The sequence below is a fragment of the Acinetobacter sp. ANC 4173 genome, from assembly GCF_004331255.1.
GTDB lineage: Bacteria > Pseudomonadota > Gammaproteobacteria > Pseudomonadales > Moraxellaceae > Acinetobacter.
Genome location: NZ_SJOF01000002.1, coordinates 357807 through 372439, shown reverse-complemented (window position 1 = coordinate 372439; position 14633 = coordinate 357807). Strand labels below are relative to the sequence as shown.

Sequence of the window (14633 nt, the reverse complement as noted above, 5' to 3'; positions counted from 1 at the left end):
AACAATCCTTTTATGCAATAAAATCTGGCTTAGGTGCATTGGTGTGATGAATGACGCCACCGCCTAAACAAATATCATCTAGATAAAACACAACACTTTGACCTGGGGTAACAGCACGTTGTGATTCATCAAATTCAACGCGAACACCATTTGGCATCGTGTCATCTTTATATAATACGCAAGCTTGGTCGGGTTGGCGATAACGGGTTTTTGCCGTACAGCGGAAACCTGAAGCAGGAATGTCTTGTTCGCCTGCAACCCAGTCAATCACTTCACTCCAAAGCATTGTACTTTGCATTAATGGGTGATCATGACCTTGACCGACCACAAGGCGGTTATGTTCAATGTCTTTATGTAAGACGAACCAAGCACCTTCGTCAGCACCTTTCATACCACCAATGCCAATACCGCCACGCTGACCGAGCGTATAGTACATTAAGCCGTGATGATCACCAACCTCTTTCCCGTTATCCAATACAATTTTTCCGGGTTGAGCGGGTAAGTATTGTTTCAAGAAGTCATTAAAGCGGCGTTCACCAATAAAACAAATACCGGTTGAATCTTTTTTCTTTGCAGTAGCCAAGCCAAGTTCTTCGGCAATGCGACGAACTTCTGGTTTTTCAATTTCACCCACAGGGAACAAGGTTTTATTAATTTCACGACCATGTACGGCATGTAAGAAATAAGTCTGATCTTTATTTTGATCTAAACCACGCAGTAAAGGCGCGTATTCTTCACCACGTGAATTGGTCATGGTTTCACCACGACGGCAATAGTGACCTGTGGCAATAAAGTCCGCACCTAAATTGACTGCATGGTCGAGGAAGGCACGGAATTTAATTTCTTTATTGCATAAAATGTCTGGGTTTGGGGTACGACCTGCAGCATACTCGGCAAGGAAGTGTTCAAACACTCGATCCCAATATTCCATAGCGAAATTGGCAGTATGTAATTTAATTCCAATTTTATCGCAAACGGCTTGCGCATCGGCAAGGTCTTCCATTGCGGTACAATATTCCGTGCCGTCATCTTCTTCCCAGTTCTTCATGAAAAGTCCTTCAACTTGATATCCTTGTTGAAGAAGAAGTGCTGCAGATACAGAAGAATCTACACCACCAGACATACCGACGATGACACGTTGTTGCATAGGATTAAGCATCCAGATTTGAGATAAGAGGAGAGTTTTGGTGCTCATAAACGAGCGATAAAGGGTATTGTTGCCCAGCGAGCGCATCTTTCACTGCTTTAATCACTAAAGGGCTACGTGCACGAGCAGTTTCTTGAAGTTCGTCTAAGGTCATCCATTTCGGACCAACAATACCTTGATCGAGTTCAGCTTCAGGAAAATACTCTAAAACATGTGCTAAAAAGCAAAATCTAAAATAAGTACGGTCAGGGAACATAGGCGGAGTGTAAGTATAAATGCCTAATAGAGCATCTACTTCAACTGCATGACCTGTTTCTTCCATGGTTTCACGAACAGCTGCTTGAATAATGCTTTCACCACATTCAACATGCCCAGCAGGTTGATTAAACACCGTATGTGTAATGCCTTCGCTGTGTTCTTCGACAAATAGAAACTTTCCGTCTTTTTCAACGACAGTAGCTACAGTGACGTGAGCTGCCCAAGCGGTCATAAAAAAGTACCATGGAATAAAAGGAGTATTCTACAAAATTTAGAAGGCGGTGGCTATGTTGACAGGCAGTTTTCTTCGGGGGGGATCGATCCTCTGTTGTTTTAATCATGCCATTTTATTTCTTAAACCCCCACTAATTCATGAAATGGTCTTAGGGTATTGTGTTATTTTCAAAAGATCTAACGATATATCAAACCAAATTACGCTTTGAATTAATGTTTCTCGTTCAGTTGCACTGTTCTAGAAATAAATCTGTGATATGTTGGTTTAATTCTAATTTTAATCACATCAAAAATGAATAAATTTCTTCACAATATCTCATCGACGATGACCACAACCTTCTTAAAAGGCTGTGTGTAAATTTTAGAACTTATCTTATAATTCTATAATCCAACCCTCAGCCAATAATGGCTAGGGTAATGCTCTGTTCATTATTGGTAAGAATGGAGCTCTAAATGTCTAATTTAATTGCACGTAAAGCACTAATTATAGTTGATATGCAAAACGGTTTATTCAAACAAGCTGTTGCACCATTCAATAATAATCACGTATTGAATAATATTAATCTTCTTATAGAAAAAGCAGACCTATCACAGGTACCTGTGATCTATATGCGTCATGTTGGCTTAGCTCAAACGCCTTTAAGTCCAGAAAGTTCAATGACTCAGCTCATTAGTGAGTTGAAAATGGGCAATCATCACAATATTTTAGAAAAGCAGTACCCAAATTGTTTTAGAGAGACAAATTTACATAAAATTTTGACTGAGCTTAAGATTAAAGAGTTGGTAATTGTTGGAATGAAAACAGAGTATTGTATTGATACAACTGTACGAGCTGCGGCTGATTTAGGTTTTAGTGTAAGCCTTATTTCGGATGCACATACAACTTTTGATTCTGAGCAACTCTCAGCTCAGCAAATTATAATGCACCATAATTCAACGTTAAATGGAGCTTTTGCTAAACTTACTACAAGCGCTGAGTTTAATTTCTAAGCTTACGAAGCGATTCTATACTGCATATGATCACATAACATCATGATTGATACATGAGACATTAAAAAATAGCCCCAAATTCAGGGGCTATTTAAAATAAACTTTACGCTGAATATTAATCTTGTTCTCGGTAATTATTTGCCACTTTCACATAATGTCGTGCAGAGTAAGTTAAAAACTCTTTTTCTTTATCGGTTAATGGACGTGATTTTTGCACGGGGCTACCGACATAGAGATATCCACTTTCCAGACGTTTACGTGGCGGAACTAAACTACCTGCGCCAATCATTACATCATCTTCGATAATCACATCGTCTAAAACAATACTGTTGATTCCGACCAATACACGATTGCCAATGGTGCAGCCATGTAAAGTGACATGATGTCCAATCGTGACATCTTCCCCAATAATCAGGGGAGAACCGTTCGGTTTAGCATCATTTTTATGGCTAACATGCAGCATGCAGTGATCTTGCACATTACTGTATTTGCCAATGCGAATACTGTTTACATCGCCGCGAATCACAGCGAAAGGCCATACGGAAACATGATCAGCCAGTACGACATCTCCAATCACAATAGAGGCATCATCAACATAGCAGCTTGCATCAATCTTCGGTTTGCTATCTAGATAAGGACGGATATTTTTTTTCATGTTCATACAGCATCATTCAGCAATTTACAGCAGAGTATAAAAGAAAAAAGCATCCGTATTTGTATACGAATGCTTTAACTTTAGTTTAAGTCGTTAAATCTTAAAATAAGTTTGCGAAGAATTGTTTGATATGGTCGATTAAACGTGCGAAGAATCCAGCTTCTTCAACCGCTTGTAATGCAACCAATGGTTTCTCTGAAATCACTTTACCATCTAAGCTGGCAACGTACTTACCAACCACTTGACCTTTTTGTAAAGGTGCAGTGAGTTTAGGTTGAACCACAAGTTGCGTTTTAATCGCATCTGCTTTGCCTTTAGGCATGGTCACATTGAAGTTTTCGGCTAAGCCAATTTGAACTTCGTTTTCTTTACCAAAGTAAACTTTTGCTTTAGCTAAAACTTGGTTTGCAGGCTGTACTTTTACGGTTTCAAAGTTTGCAAAGCCCCAAGCCAATAAGCTACGTGTTTGGGTCGCACGCTCTTGTATCGTTGGGGTACCAAATACAACAGAGATCAAGCGCATTGGACCACGTTTTGACGAAGTGGTGACACAGTAACCTGCTTCTTCAGTATGACCCGTTTTTAAACCGTCAACACTTGGGTCTGTATAAAGCAAGGCATTACGGTTGCCTTGTTTAATACCATTAAATGCAAATTCTTTTTCAGAATAGATTGGGTAGTATTTTGAACTGTCATGAATGATATGTTGTGCTAGCGTTGCCATATCTTTTGCAGTTGAATAGTGACCATCCGCAGGCATACCAGTCGAGTTGATGAAGTGGGTATTGGTCATGCCCATACGTTTTGCTTCTTCATTCATCATGTAAGCAAAAGTACCTTCATTTCCAGCAATATGCTCAGCCATTGCTTTAGAAGCATCGTTACCTGATTGGATAATGATACCACGCAACATTTCTAGAGCAGTTGCCGTACCATTAAGTGGTACATACATACATGATTCTGTGCTACTGCCACGACACCATGCAGATTCGTTCATACGAACTTTTTCATTTTCAGTGAGCTCACCCTTCAACAGTTTTTGTTCAATGATGTAACTGGTCATCATTTTTGTCATTGAAGCAGGTGCTAACTTTTCATTTTCATTTTTTGCTGCGAGGATTTGCCCCGTCTCATAGTCCATCAAAACATAAGATTTATTATTGAGTTCTGGCGGCGTAGATAAGACAGTTGCTGCGAAAGAGAAACTTGGTAATAGTAATGTTGCAGCAAGGGCGCTTTTACGGATCATTTCTAGCGGGTTCCAATATCTTGATGTAAGCACAAAGAACTTAGCATTCTAGGACAAAGCATAGCCGACTTCTACCTGTGAAATCGGCTTATTTCAAAAGTATTGTAACCAATTTGTTTCAATTGCTATAGGTGGTCAATTCTTGACAGATTTCTTTGTTTTTATCATCACCAGCAGTTTGAGCATCAGATTTTGCCTCAGCTAAAATTGGCTTAAATTTTTTATTTTTACTTAATTCAGCTAAGGCAGAAACAGCATCTTTTTCTTCAGGAAGATGTTCTTGTGCGAGTTTGGCATAGCCTTGTTCAAAGCCATTTTTATTGTCAACTAGGCTTGGGCAAATTTCTGAAAGTACATAAATGGCAGCAAGTTCTTGTTGAGTAATGGTTTGGTTTGGTGTGACTTCAATATTTTCGTCTTTGCTTTGTTCAGCATGAGTGAAAGAAAAAGTAAACGCGGTGAGTAAAGCTAAAGATGTTGTTTTTAAAGCAGCGAATTTCATAAACAATAAACTCAAAAAGATCAATCTATTTGAGCTAAGGTTAAACAGATTATGTAGAAATGGAAGGGGGGAAATGTATATAAATGGTTGAAATAGTGAAGAAGTTGTGGGCTTGGTAAAACACAATTAAAGCTTACGAACAACTCGACTTGAAGTCATTCGTAAGTAATTTCAGCAATTACGCTTGATATTCAACAACATCCATACATACAGCTTGTTGTTCTTCTTGACTGGTTTCTTGAGCAGCTTTGCGTGTTTCTTGCAAAATAGATTTATATTCTGGGTCAGACTGAAGTTGATCTATCGTCATTGAGCCAGAGTAGTCTTTTAAATACATTTGCGTGAGTAATTTTATATTGGCATCTAATTTTGCATTTTTCCCAATAACCGCAGGGCAGACTTCAGCCATAATTTGGGTAGAAGCGATATCTTCTTTTACAATGCTATTGGCTTCTTCTGGGCTTAAACCATCATTTGCGTTGACTGCTTGAGTAAATAAAATTGCAAGACCGAACCCCAAAACACTACGAAATGATAAAGTTTTAATCATTATAAGGCACTCATTTAGTGATAGATATTGAGCGCTAATATATATAATTTCACATATAATTCAATGAAATGTTCTAGTCAGTCACTTTTTTAAGCGAGTTTTTTGTGAATATTCTAATAGCCAACGATGATGGTGTTTTTGCGCCAGGGATACAAGCTTTAGCACGTGCGCTAAAACCATTAGGTCGTGTAGTCATTGTTGCACCCGAAAGTGAACGAAGTGGTTTTTCCAGTGCTTTAACTTTAGATCGACCATTGCGCCCTATCTCTATTGCACCCGATGTCTGGGCAGTGAATGGAACACCAGCGGATTGTGTGTATCTTTCAATGAATGGACTCTTCGATTTTGAGTTTGATTTGGTGGTCAGTGGTATTAATAGCGGTGCCAATCTCGGTGACGACGTGCTGTATTCAGGAACAGTTGGTGCAGCATTTGAAGGGCGTTTAATGAAACAGCCTGCAATCGCAGTTTCTTTAGCAGGAAGCAATGTACGTGGTTATGAGCATCCAGACGATTACGCGGTTGCAGCACAATGGGTACATGACTTTATTCAGGCAGGCTTGCCAGAATTACCACCGCGTCATATTTTGAACATTAATATTCCTGATGTCGTCGAGTTGCAAGGTCAGAAAATTACTTATCAAGGTCGCCGCTATCAATCCAAACCGATTACCAGCCATGTCGATCCACGCGGTCGTCAAGTGTATTGGATTGGCTTGTCTGGTGAGGCAGTGGCTGAACCAAAACAAGGGATTGCTGGGATTGAGTCTGATTTTTTTGCTGTTGCAAATGGTTTTGTCAGTATTACGCCCATTCAAATGGATGCGACCAATTATGAAATTTTACAGAACTTGCATGAACAGTATCGCTAAAACATCAAAAGTCTTGTAAATGTTGTAACTTTGTGAAAAAGTCCGTGAATGCGGATTTTTTCAAAATATTTTTGCTACTCTTACGCGCATGAAAACCAATAAAGACATAAAGAGAGGAAGATAAATGCCTGCGATGTCGCAAAATCGGATCTTTGCTACGCCAACAGCATTGTTGAAAACCCTAGTAATCTCAACTGCTATTGTGACCACTGTTATTTTAAGTGGATGTGCATCTAAACCTCAGATTAATAATCCGACCCGTTACGCGACGGCTCCAGACTATTATACTGTTCGTTCTGGCGATACTTTAAGTGGAATTGCGGCACGTTATGGACTGAGCTATATCAGCATAGCTGATATGAATGATGTTGCGCCACCCTATCGAATATATGTAGGCCAGTCGCTCAAGCTGAAAGGTTCTGGAAATAATCGTCGTACCACCACGACTCAAGCAGTCACACAAACTGCTCCGATTCAACGTCAGGCAATCACATTACCAACCACTCCAGCAGTCACGACAACGCCTTCGACTAACTCTGTACCTGTGACTCCTGCGCAAGCGAGTTCTTTGCGCTGGGTTAAACCATCGAATGGTGCTGTAATTGAAAACTTCAATTTAACCAATAATGTGAAAGGTATTCGTTATAGTGGCAATGTGGGTGACCCAGTGTACGCTGCTGCAAATGGTCAAGTGGTTTATGCTGCTGATGGGCTGAAAGAATATGGTAATTTAATCTTAGTTAAGCATATTGATGGTTATATTACGGCTTATGCACATAACAGCAAGATGATTGTGAAAAGCGGAGAAAATGTAACGGCTGGTCAAAAAATTGCAGAGATGGGTTCTTCTGGTACAAGCCGTACTATGCTTGAGTTTCAGGTACGCTTAAATGGTAAACCAATCAATCCGACTAATGTTTTACCAATAAATTAAATTAAGATCATTACAACTTTTAAATTTCACCGTATAATCCAATGAGTTGCTTTTATCGAAAGGTAGGAGCATCTCATAAGTTTAGAGGGAAATTTATGTTAGATCAACTTCGAGCAATGGGAGTGTTTGCTTGTGTTGTGGAAAAATGTTCGTTTAGCGGAGCCGCACGAGAGTTAGGAATTACTACAAGTGCTGTAAGCCAACAGATTCGTTCTTTAGAACACGAGATGGAAGTGATCCTTCTACATCGTTCGACACGGAAATTGAGTTTGACTGAAGCTGGACAAGCTTTTTTTCATAGCTGCCAAGAGATGCTAGCTGCTGCAGAGCGTGGGAAGATTCGTATTAACGAATTACGCGATGACCTGGTTGGGGAGTTGCGTATTGCGACAACTCCAGAGTTAGGTGCAAATCACGTTATTCCTGCATTATCACATTGGATGTCGGCCCATCGAGGTTTAGCTGTTCATTTGGAAGCGGACAATCATTATATTGATTTGATTGAAGGTCGAATTGATATTGCGTTACGCATGAGTCCGAAAATTGAAGATCAAAGTTTACATGCGGTTCCACTGGCCCGCGTTGAACAAGTGTTAGTTGCTTCACCGAGTTATTTAAATCAGACGGCACCTATTTCGCGGCCAGAAGATTTAAAGAATCATGATTTGATTCCCGTTAACTTAATGAAAAACTATGAAAGTTTTGCTTTCCAGCATGGCATGTCTGGTGAATCTGTGAGTATTGAAATGAACTCGCGTTTGACCACCAATAATGTGTTGGTTGCCAAGTCTTTATGTCTACAAGGACATGGAATTTCTCGAATTTTATATCTTGATGTTCAAAAAGATTTAGTCAATGGTACCTTGGTAGAGGTATTGCCTGAGTGGAAATTACCTAATTTCTACTTATATGCAATTACATCTAAACGTGAACAACAGCCTATGAAAATTCACCGCTGTTTAGATGCATTGAAACAATATTTTTGCCAATTACCCGGTGGCAGAATTTATCAAGAAGCTTCATAAAAAGCTGAAATAAAAAAGCCGCTAAACGCGGCTTTTTTTGTTAGGCGATGTAATGTGTTTTACATCGCCGTGTCATTAAGCAAGATAAGCTTGAATCATACTCACTAAACGTTGAATCAGTTGATCGGCTTGCTCTTGCGTGATATTTAATGGGGGCAATAAACGTACCACTGAACCGGCAGTGACATTAATAATGAGTTGATATTCATCACGTGCAATATGAACCAATTCTGCACATGGTTTTGGTAACTCGATACCAATCATCAATCCAAAACCACGCACTGCTACTTTTTGATCAGAAAGCTGTTGTGCCAACTGCTGAACAATATAGCTTCCCATATTTGCTGCATTTTCAAGTAAGTTTTCTTTCTCAATGACATCAATCACGGTGTAAACCACACGTGAACCTAGAGCCGTGCCACTATACGTTGAACCATGGTTTCCAGCAGTGAGCACACCTACACCACGACCTTGAGTCATGACAGCACCAATAGGGAAGCCATTGCCTAAGCCTTTTGCAGTGGTGAGCACATCTGGCACAATATTGGTGTGTTGATAGGCAAAATATTTACCTGTACGACCATTCCCTGTTTGAACTTCATCAAGCATCATTAACCAATTGTGTTGATTACAGATACGACGAATATCTTCTAAATAACTAAAGCCTTGCGGTGCAGTATTTACACCACCTTCACCTTGAATGGGTTCAATCAAAATAGCCACGATATCTGGGTGTTGAATTGCAGCTTCTTCAATGGCTTCTACGTCACCAAAAGGTACGTGAATAAAACCTGTAACCAAAGGTCCAAAGCCTTCTTGGACTTTCTTATTTCCTGTAGCAGATAAAGTCGCTAAGGTACGACCATGAAAAGAATGATCTGCGACAATAATTTTAGGTGTTGCAATACCTTGTAAGTATCCGAATTTACGCGCAATTTTGATTGCGCCTTCATTCGATTCTGCACCACTGTTCGAGAAAAATACTTCTTCCATGCCTGCAACTTGTGCAAGTTTTTGTGCAGCAGCAGTTTGCCAAGGGACTTCAAATAAGTTGCTGGTATGAATAAGCGTACCCGCTTGTTCTGCAATAGCTTGAGTTACTTCGGGATGAGAGTGCCCTAAACCGCAAACAGCAATACCCGTTAAGGCATCTAAATACTCAGTTCCGTCTGCGGTGTATAAATACGTTCCTCGACCTCGGACAAAGCTGATCGGCTGACGGCCAAATACAGGCATCAAATGAGATGGTTGATCAGTTTGTATAGGGGCTTGAGTAAAGGTATTCATAACTAACTCGTATTTGAAAAGAAATAATAGACTTCACTAGCATCGGCTTACCGAAAGTAGGGCGATGTTAGTGGATTGATTTTACAATTCTGGGTAGAACTGAAAAACAAACCCTATATAAGCAAAATCTCATCTAGAATTAAAGCCTGAATGTAAATAAAACTGGAAATATTGCTTTAAGCATACTGTTTTGTTGTGTTTTGGGTATAATGCAAGGCAGATTAGTTGAGGATTCATCAATGACTGAACAAACACGCGATACAGAAGCGTTAATTCGTGACCAGATTGCTAAACACGCAGTTCTTCTTTATATGAAAGGCACGCCACAATTTCCACAGTGTGGTTTTTCTGCTCGTGCGGTAGAAGCACTCAGTCAAATTGGTCGTCCATTTGCTTATGTTAATATTCTAGAAAACCCAGATATTCGTGCAACATTACCACGTATTGCGAACTGGCCGACATTTCCACAATTGTGGATTAACGGTGAGTTGATCGGTGGTAGCGATATTATGCTTGATATGTTCCAAAAAGGTGAATTGAAGCCTTTAGTTGAGCAATACAGCCCTGCACCAGAAGCATAAGTAATTGGATGTGGTAAAAAGCCAACAGTTAGTTGGCTTTTTTTATGCTTGAAAATTAAAACTGATATTGGAGCTTAAGCCATTTTTAAATGAGCTGGCAAAGCTGGAAGTTTCTGGTCTCGTCCTACCATATAGGTGTATTGAGCCAGGCTGAACATTTCGAGATCTTCTTCACTATTGCCATAAGCGTAAATGCTGGCATATTCAGCCACGGGGTATTGCTGAGAAATACGCTTCTTCTTTTCAATTCGACTACAGTCGGCAGATTGATAATATCCTGTAAGTCGACCATCTTGAATTTCAGTTTCAGTACAAATAAGATTAATCGACAATAATTGGCATAATGGTTTTAAATATAAATCGACTGATGCTGAAACCAAAACCACATCATGCCCAAGTGCTTGATGCTGTCGCAATTGCTCAATAAATTTAGGGTCTAATTCGTGCATCAGTTGATGTGCATATTCTTTAGCAATTTGTTGAATTTCAGCATAATCTGCGTCCTTAAACATGCCATAAAATAATTTTGGTCGCATGGCATGTGCTGGATAAACATTGAGGTAATAAGCTTGAATCCATGGCAGGAGTTTCAAGCCTTGTTTAACAATGTGTCGCGTGGAGAGTGCATAAAAAATAAAGCCAGTAAAGCTGTCTTTTTTGTACAAAGTGCCATCAAAATCGAATAATGCTAGATTTTTATGCGTTTCGCCCGTTGCATACATGTTTCATAACGTCCATTCACACGGCTGGCAAACCAGTTGGTATTATAATCACGGCTTAATTTGGGTCCAGAAATGACCACTTGAGGCATCATGGCATAAAATGCCTTTTTGCCTGTTTTTTCTTCATATAATTTGGTCACTGCGCGGTATGTCGCGGTTTCTTCAAAATCTTTCTCTTTTTCTTTTTTCAAATCACTGCGAATTTGGCGAGGCGTGACTAAAACATTATTTTGAGCAAATACATTGATTAACTCACGTTCCGACTCGCTGTTTGCTGAACGTACAGAACCATCTTTATTATAAAGTAATAGGTCACCGTCAAGGCTGAGTTCGGCTTCAGTCAAGTCATTTAACATACTTTGGAAAGCGGCATTACGACTTGAATACATCCCTGAGTTGTAATCGGCGAAACGGTAAATTGACTTGTCATAGTCCGTTGGATACATCATTAAACGGTGAATACCGTAATATAGTCCGCCGTATTGGCTGTATAAATCGGTACGTAACTCCGCAATATTGCCACCTTGACGTTTATGTGCTTTGGCATAACCAATGTGGACCTGCATAGAACCTAATGTGGTAATTGGATTCATTTTTTCACCAACATCTTGTCCAACCAGTTTGGCCGCGCCAGTAAGTGCACTAACATGATAATGCTGCGACATATAGTCGAAAATTTCACGGTAAAGTTCGTCTAATTGGCGCTCGGTTTGTACGCGGCGCATTTGACTTAAATAGTTATCTTCAGGGCTTGGTTGTGTTTTTAAAACTTCTTCAAAATAACCAGCGACGGTGCCACCAATAGTTTCACCCAATTTATCAGTAAATTTTTCAGTGAGGCGGTCTTGCACCTCCTTCACTGCTTTTTCACCCAAACCTGGCACTTTAGGATCGGCAACAAAGTTAGATTCTTGATCGACTACGGCCACAATGCTGCAAATATTCTCTTTGGTTTGCGGAATACCCAACTGTTCGGTAATGTCGAAAATATCTTTAGCCCAAGAACTACGGTCTTTCGCACGTGATGGAATGAGACCTTTAATCTGATCACTGTCTAATGTTGGCTCGTCATTCTTCCACCATGAGTGATCACCACAGGCAATAAGACTAAATGAGAGTGCTAATACACTGAATGGCTTTAGTGATTGAATTAGGGATACATGAAAAGCAGTTTTTCTCATAGTCTCTGGGCAGTAGGTAAGGGGTGAGCAAATAGAGCAGGTGCAGTATACTATGTTGCTGATTAAAAGTTATGAATATATATGTATATTGGTCCCTATCAACTGTCAAATAATTTAATTGTTGCTCCCACGACAGTGAGTGCGTAAGTCTGTTTAAGAGTTGATATATTACAAATTTTTATCGTTTTAAGTGTTTAAAGAGACGTAGATTGATTTTCTCTAAAGAGGACTTAATCGTATTGCTTTGATGATGTGGGCTGATTCGGCTATTTAAATAAAACAGTAAATGAATAGGCTTGATCAAAATTTATTATATGGCGTGCGAAGAAGTTAATGTTCAGAATTAATCATGCCAGATAGTCAAGATGACTGAAGTTTGATTAATATCAAATATGTACTATCAAATTTTAAACAGCATTTTGTTATGCACTGATTTTGTATTCTTTTGATGCTTTTATAATTGAAATTTAAAAGACTTGCGACCTGCTGCGATTGATATCATTTATATTTGTATTAAGTGGTTGGATTATATGGATTTAGTAGGTATAAAAAAATTTAACTAATACGCAGCTATGGAAAACTATTCAATTTGAAAAGACTATTTGATAGAATAATGCTGGCTAGTTTTTGTTAGTCGATTTATTTTAAAATTCCGTTGCTTTAACTTGATTGAATTATTTAAGTTAATGCTTAAAGTTGTTGTTTTGTGTTATTTTTTTGTAAATGCTATAATTTGGCATTGATAATATTTCATTCTTAATACTGCTAATTATGATGCAACTCCACATATCCCGCTTGAATATGAGTTCGGTTGATCAAGAATTACCAGCTATAGAAAAAATTCCTGCGATGCAACGCCGACGCTTATCGAATCTTGCAAAACTGGCGTTGAATAGTGCCATGCAGACTTTGGACACCCGTAATGTCGATTATATTGTTTGGGTGTCACAATATGGCGATGAAGCAAAAACACTGAATATTCTAGAAGATGTGTTAAGCGAGCAAACCCCTTCACCGACTCAATTTTCAACGTCGGTACATAATGCAATTTCAGGCCTCTATTCCATTTTATGTCAGGATACGACACCTGCGACCAGTTTGGCAGGTTCGTGGAATGATGGGCTGATTGAAGCCTATGCGTGGCTAAAAACAATGCCTGAAGCCCGTCATGTTTTGCTGTTGTATTATGATGAAGCCTTGTCGGAAATTTATATCGAGCATCAGCCATTTGCTACTTTTGCGATGGTAGCGATTATTTCGTTAGCGCCTGCCAATTTGATATTGACGCCAAAGCATACGGATTCAACGCCAGCTTATCAGCAGGCTTTAGCATTTAACACGTTTTGGAATAATCCTGAGCAAACTGAATCTGAAGCGTGGACGAAATGCTGAAATTAAATCGAATCAAGCAAAAAGCCAACTATGTCTGGCGCGTTGGGGCGACAGGGTTTAGTTTTGCCAGTTTTGGCTTAGGCGGCGTGGCGATTGGTGGTTTGATTGCACCGCTGGTCAAGCTGAGTTCAGCAGACCTTGAACTTCGAAAGCAGCGCACTCAGAAGGTGATTAAGCACAGTTTTAAAGGTTTCACCGAAATGATGGTGAAACTGGGCATCATGACCTATACGGTTGAAGGCTTAGATAAACTACAGCACAGCCAGCAGGAGTTGGTGATTGCCAATCATCCGACACTGATTGACGTAGTGGTTTTAATTGGTTTAATGGAACAAGCAAACTGTGTGGTCAAGCAGGCGCTGTGGTCGAATCCATTTACCAAAGGCCCAGTGCAAAGTGCGGGCTATATTTTAAATGCAGGTTCTGAACAATTTATTCAGGACTGCGTACACAAACTACAGCAGGATCATGCGGCGTCTTTGTTGATCTTTCCTGAAGGGACGCGGACAGCAAAAGGTGAGCAGCTGAATGACTTTCAGCGTGGTGCGGCCAATATTGCCCTGCGTGCAGGGGTGCCGATTCGCCCTGTGTTGATTACCTGCACGCCATCAACCCTGACCAAAAATGAAAAGTGGTATCACATTCCAGAACAGCCTTTCCATATCCATGTGAAAGTGTTGGATGCGATCCGAGTGGAAGACGTATTGGATGATGTAACGGTCAATCCCAAAAATGTGCGTCAATTAAATCAACAATTACAGTGGTTTTTTAACCAAGAGTTATCCGTAAATGAGCAATCTTGCTGACGAATTAAAGCAAATGATTATTGATGTCCTTGCCCTTGAAGACATCCGTATTGAAGATATTGATACAGATGCGCCTTTGTTTGGTGATGGTTTGGGTTTGGACTCGATTGATGCTTTAGAATTGGGTTTGGCATTGAAAAAGCGTTATGGCATTCATCTGAATGCAGAGTCAGCAGATACCAAAGAATATTTTAAATCAATTCAAAGTTTAGTGGCTTTGGTTGAAGCACAGAAAACAGCATAAGAGG

The 14633-nt window shown here is 39.7% G+C and carries 17 protein-coding genes; 8 read left to right on the top strand and 9 right to left on the bottom strand.

The window, feature by feature from the left end; all coding sequences use genetic code 11:
- Positions 1-10: 10 nt before the first annotated feature.
- Both mnmA and E0H94_RS04205 read right to left on the bottom strand, forming a co-directional pair.
- Positions 11-1147: a tRNA 2-thiouridine(34) synthase MnmA gene (gene mnmA / locus E0H94_RS04210; RefSeq protein WP_131325267.1), complete on the bottom strand. Its 1137-nt coding sequence runs from the start codon at positions 1145-1147 to the stop codon at positions 11-13.
- 4 nt (positions 1148-1151) lie between these two features.
- Positions 1152-1637 carry an NUDIX hydrolase gene (locus E0H94_RS04205; RefSeq protein WP_131325266.1) on the bottom strand — a complete coding sequence of 162 codons (486 nt, stop codon included), beginning with the start codon at positions 1635-1637 and terminating at the stop codon, positions 1152-1154.
- A 455-nt stretch (positions 1638-2092) separates the two neighbouring features.
- Between E0H94_RS04205 and E0H94_RS04200 the strand changes: the two genes are divergently transcribed.
- Positions 2093-2629 (top strand): cysteine hydrolase family protein, encoded by a 537-nt coding sequence (locus tag E0H94_RS04200; protein ID WP_131325265.1) that lies wholly within the window; start codon positions 2093-2095, stop codon positions 2627-2629.
- A 115-nt stretch (positions 2630-2744) separates the two neighbouring features.
- Here E0H94_RS04200 and E0H94_RS04195 read toward each other — a convergent pair whose 3' ends face one another.
- The 4 genes from E0H94_RS04195 to E0H94_RS04180 form a co-directional block, all read right to left on the bottom strand.
- Positions 2745-3284 carry a gamma carbonic anhydrase family protein gene (locus E0H94_RS04195; protein WP_116759287.1) on the bottom strand — a complete coding sequence of 180 codons (540 nt, stop codon included), beginning with the start codon at positions 3282-3284 and terminating at the stop codon, positions 2745-2747.
- A 100-nt stretch (positions 3285-3384) separates the two neighbouring features.
- Positions 3385-4533 carry a D-alanyl-D-alanine carboxypeptidase PBP5/6 gene (dacC, locus tag E0H94_RS04190; protein ID WP_131325264.1) on the bottom strand — a complete coding sequence of 383 codons (1149 nt, stop codon included), beginning with the start codon at positions 4531-4533 and terminating at the stop codon, positions 3385-3387.
- Positions 4534-4651: 118 nt separating this feature from the next.
- Entirely contained in the window at positions 4652-5035 is a 384-nt protein-coding gene (locus E0H94_RS04185) for an MCR_0457 family protein (RefSeq protein WP_131325263.1), read from the bottom strand.
- A 178-nt stretch (positions 5036-5213) separates the two neighbouring features.
- The gene (locus tag E0H94_RS04180; RefSeq protein WP_131325262.1) at positions 5214-5585 is read right to left on the bottom strand and encodes an MCR_0457 family protein; all 372 of its coding nucleotides are present in this window, start codon (positions 5583-5585) and stop codon (positions 5214-5216) included.
- Between the two features lie 104 nt (positions 5586-5689).
- On the opposite strand from E0H94_RS04180, the gene surE reads away from it, so the two are divergent.
- The 3 genes from surE (at position 5690) to E0H94_RS04165 (ending at position 8416) form a co-directional block, all read left to right on the top strand.
- The gene (surE, locus tag E0H94_RS04175) at positions 5690-6457 is read left to right on the top strand and encodes a 5'/3'-nucleotidase SurE (RefSeq protein ID WP_131325261.1); all 768 of its coding nucleotides are present in this window, start codon (positions 5690-5692) and stop codon (positions 6455-6457) included.
- Between the two features lie 124 nt (positions 6458-6581).
- Positions 6582-7391, top strand: coding sequence for a peptidoglycan DD-metalloendopeptidase family protein (locus E0H94_RS04170; RefSeq protein WP_131325260.1), 810 nt, complete (start codon positions 6582-6584; stop codon positions 7389-7391).
- A gap of 95 nt (positions 7392-7486) precedes the next feature.
- Entirely contained in the window at positions 7487-8416 is a 930-nt protein-coding gene (locus E0H94_RS04165; RefSeq protein WP_131325259.1) for a LysR family transcriptional regulator, read from the top strand.
- A 75-nt stretch (positions 8417-8491) separates the two neighbouring features.
- Here E0H94_RS04165 and E0H94_RS04160 read toward each other — a convergent pair whose 3' ends face one another.
- Entirely contained in the window at positions 8492-9703 is a 1212-nt protein-coding gene (locus E0H94_RS04160) for an aspartate aminotransferase family protein (protein ID WP_131325258.1), read from the bottom strand.
- A gap of 239 nt (positions 9704-9942) precedes the next feature.
- Between E0H94_RS04160 and grxD the strand changes: the two genes are divergently transcribed.
- Positions 9943-10284 carry a Grx4 family monothiol glutaredoxin gene (gene grxD / locus E0H94_RS04155; RefSeq protein WP_016166729.1) on the top strand — a complete coding sequence of 114 codons (342 nt, stop codon included), beginning with the start codon at positions 9943-9945 and terminating at the stop codon, positions 10282-10284.
- A gap of 74 nt (positions 10285-10358) precedes the next feature.
- Here the strand turns inward: grxD and E0H94_RS04150 are convergent, their stop codons facing one another.
- Both E0H94_RS04150 and E0H94_RS04145 read right to left on the bottom strand, forming a co-directional pair.
- Positions 10359-11006, bottom strand: coding sequence for an HAD-IB family hydrolase (locus E0H94_RS04150; protein WP_131325257.1), 648 nt, complete (start codon positions 11004-11006; stop codon positions 10359-10361).
- Positions 10973-12187, bottom strand: coding sequence for a DUF1615 domain-containing protein (locus E0H94_RS04145; protein WP_131325256.1), 1215 nt, complete (start codon positions 12185-12187; stop codon positions 10973-10975). Before E0H94_RS04145 ends, E0H94_RS04150 begins: the two co-directional genes overlap by 34 nt.
- Positions 12188-12958: 771 nt before the next feature.
- On the opposite strand from E0H94_RS04145, the gene E0H94_RS04140 reads away from it, so the two are divergent.
- The 3 genes from E0H94_RS04140 to E0H94_RS04130 are packed head-to-tail and all read left to right on the top strand — an operon-like array spanning position 12959 to position 14629.
- Complete coding sequence (locus E0H94_RS04140; protein ID WP_131325255.1) at positions 12959-13579, top strand: beta-ketoacyl synthase chain length factor; 621 nt, start codon at positions 12959-12961, stop codon at positions 13577-13579.
- Positions 13573-14385 (top strand): lysophospholipid acyltransferase family protein, encoded by an 813-nt coding sequence (locus E0H94_RS04135; RefSeq protein WP_116759246.1) that lies wholly within the window; start codon positions 13573-13575, stop codon positions 14383-14385. Before E0H94_RS04140 ends, E0H94_RS04135 begins: the two co-directional genes overlap by 7 nt.
- The gene (locus E0H94_RS04130) at positions 14369-14629 is read left to right on the top strand and encodes a phosphopantetheine-binding protein (RefSeq protein ID WP_004983939.1); all 261 of its coding nucleotides are present in this window, start codon (positions 14369-14371) and stop codon (positions 14627-14629) included. Before E0H94_RS04135 ends, E0H94_RS04130 begins: the two co-directional genes overlap by 17 nt.
- Positions 14630-14633: the final 4 nt, after the last annotated feature.